The sequence below is a fragment of the Bacillus sp. LR--39 genome (genome assembly GCF_053613335.1).
This window is the reverse complement of the sequence record NZ_JBSIOT010000238.1, coordinates 1-1226: the sequence shown is the minus strand read 5'-3', so window position 1 is coordinate 1226 and position 1226 is coordinate 1. Positions and strand designations below refer to the sequence as shown.

The 1226-nt window shown below is 43.2% G+C and carries 2 protein-coding genes and 1 pseudogene; all 3 read left to right on the top strand.

The window, feature by feature from the left end; translation table 11 throughout:
• Positions 1-147 precede the first annotated feature (147 nt).
• Positions 148-306: a transcriptional regulator SlrA gene (gene slrA / locus ACWHAR_RS22125; RefSeq protein WP_014478351.1), complete on the top strand. Its 159-nt coding sequence runs from the start codon at positions 148-150 to the stop codon at positions 304-306.
• A gap of 442 nt (positions 307-748) precedes the next feature.
• Positions 749-1057, top strand: a complete 309-nt coding sequence (locus ACWHAR_RS22120; RefSeq protein WP_003227392.1) for a DUF485 domain-containing protein — start codon at positions 749-751, stop codon at positions 1055-1057.
• A pseudogene (locus ACWHAR_RS22115) lies at positions 1054-1226 on the top strand (cation acetate symporter); the annotation flags it as partial. The gene ACWHAR_RS22120 and the pseudogene ACWHAR_RS22115, both read left to right, overlap by 4 nt.

Sequence of the window (1226 nt, the reverse complement as noted above, 5' to 3'; positions counted from 1 at the left end):
TAGGGAATAGGTAGGTGGTTTTTCCTTCAGTTTGTGAACACCGAGCAACTATGTGTGAAATTTGTTGTACTCGCCTCATCATCGCGCTGGCTTGTCTTTTATTGCCCGCATGTTGCAGGAAAACATTTTATACAATTGGAGGTTACTATGAAAACTCATGTTAAAAAAGATTTGGACAAAGATTGGCATATGTTAATTCAAGAAGCTAGATCCATTGGATTAGGCATTCATGATGTGAGGCAGTTTTTAGAATCTGAGACAGCATCGAGAAAGAAAAACCACAAAAAAACCGTCCGGCAAGACTAGTCCGAACAGGCGGATCTATTTACCTCTGGCTTTTCTATCACCTGATCTGAGTTTTCACCATATCCTCTATTCAAAAGCAAATCGCTGCACTGAGCTTGAGGACAAACGGTGTGTCAGCTAACTACGACAGACAGCCGGTGATGCGATCACCTCTTGGCACATGCATTATCATAAAGAGGTGATGCGAACATGATAACCGTGCTCTGGTAAACAGCAGCTTTGCTGAGAACAAGCTGCATTCGGTGAGGTTTTGAAAGCAAACTCGTTTATACACGGCCGAGCTTGAAAACCTTCGCCTGTCTTTAGACCACTGTGTTCACCTCTTCACGACTTCCTTCTTTTTTCATCCTCCAGATATTGTTCAACGCATAAATCGGACTTTCAGTACATACCTATTGGTGTACCTTTTTGCTTACGTTTAGCGAATAAAAGGAGGAAATCCATGTACAAAGCTGATTATAAACAGATTGCTGCAACGCCGTCTTTTCAAGCTTTTTTAAAGCAGAAACGCGCTTTTATTGTTCCTTCTGCGATTTTCTTTTTTGTTTTTTATTTTTCACTCCCTGTTTTGACATCTTATTTCACCTTTTTGAATGCACCGGCCATTGGAGCTGTTTCATGGGCTTGGCTGTTCGCCATCGCCCAATTCGCTATGACCTGGATACTGAGTACTGTGTATTCCCGGAGAGCCGCCCATTTCGATAAGTATGTAAGCGCTTTAAAAGAGGATCTGAAGGGTGAACAGACATGAATATGACTGCTTTTTTATTATTTTTGGCGATTGTTGGCCTGACGCTTATTATCACGTATTTTGCCGCGAAGCGGACGAAAACGACGAGTGAGTTTTATACGGCGAGCGGCGGGCTCACCGGCGTTCAGAATGGACTGGCAATTGCCGGTGACTACATGTCTGCCGCCTC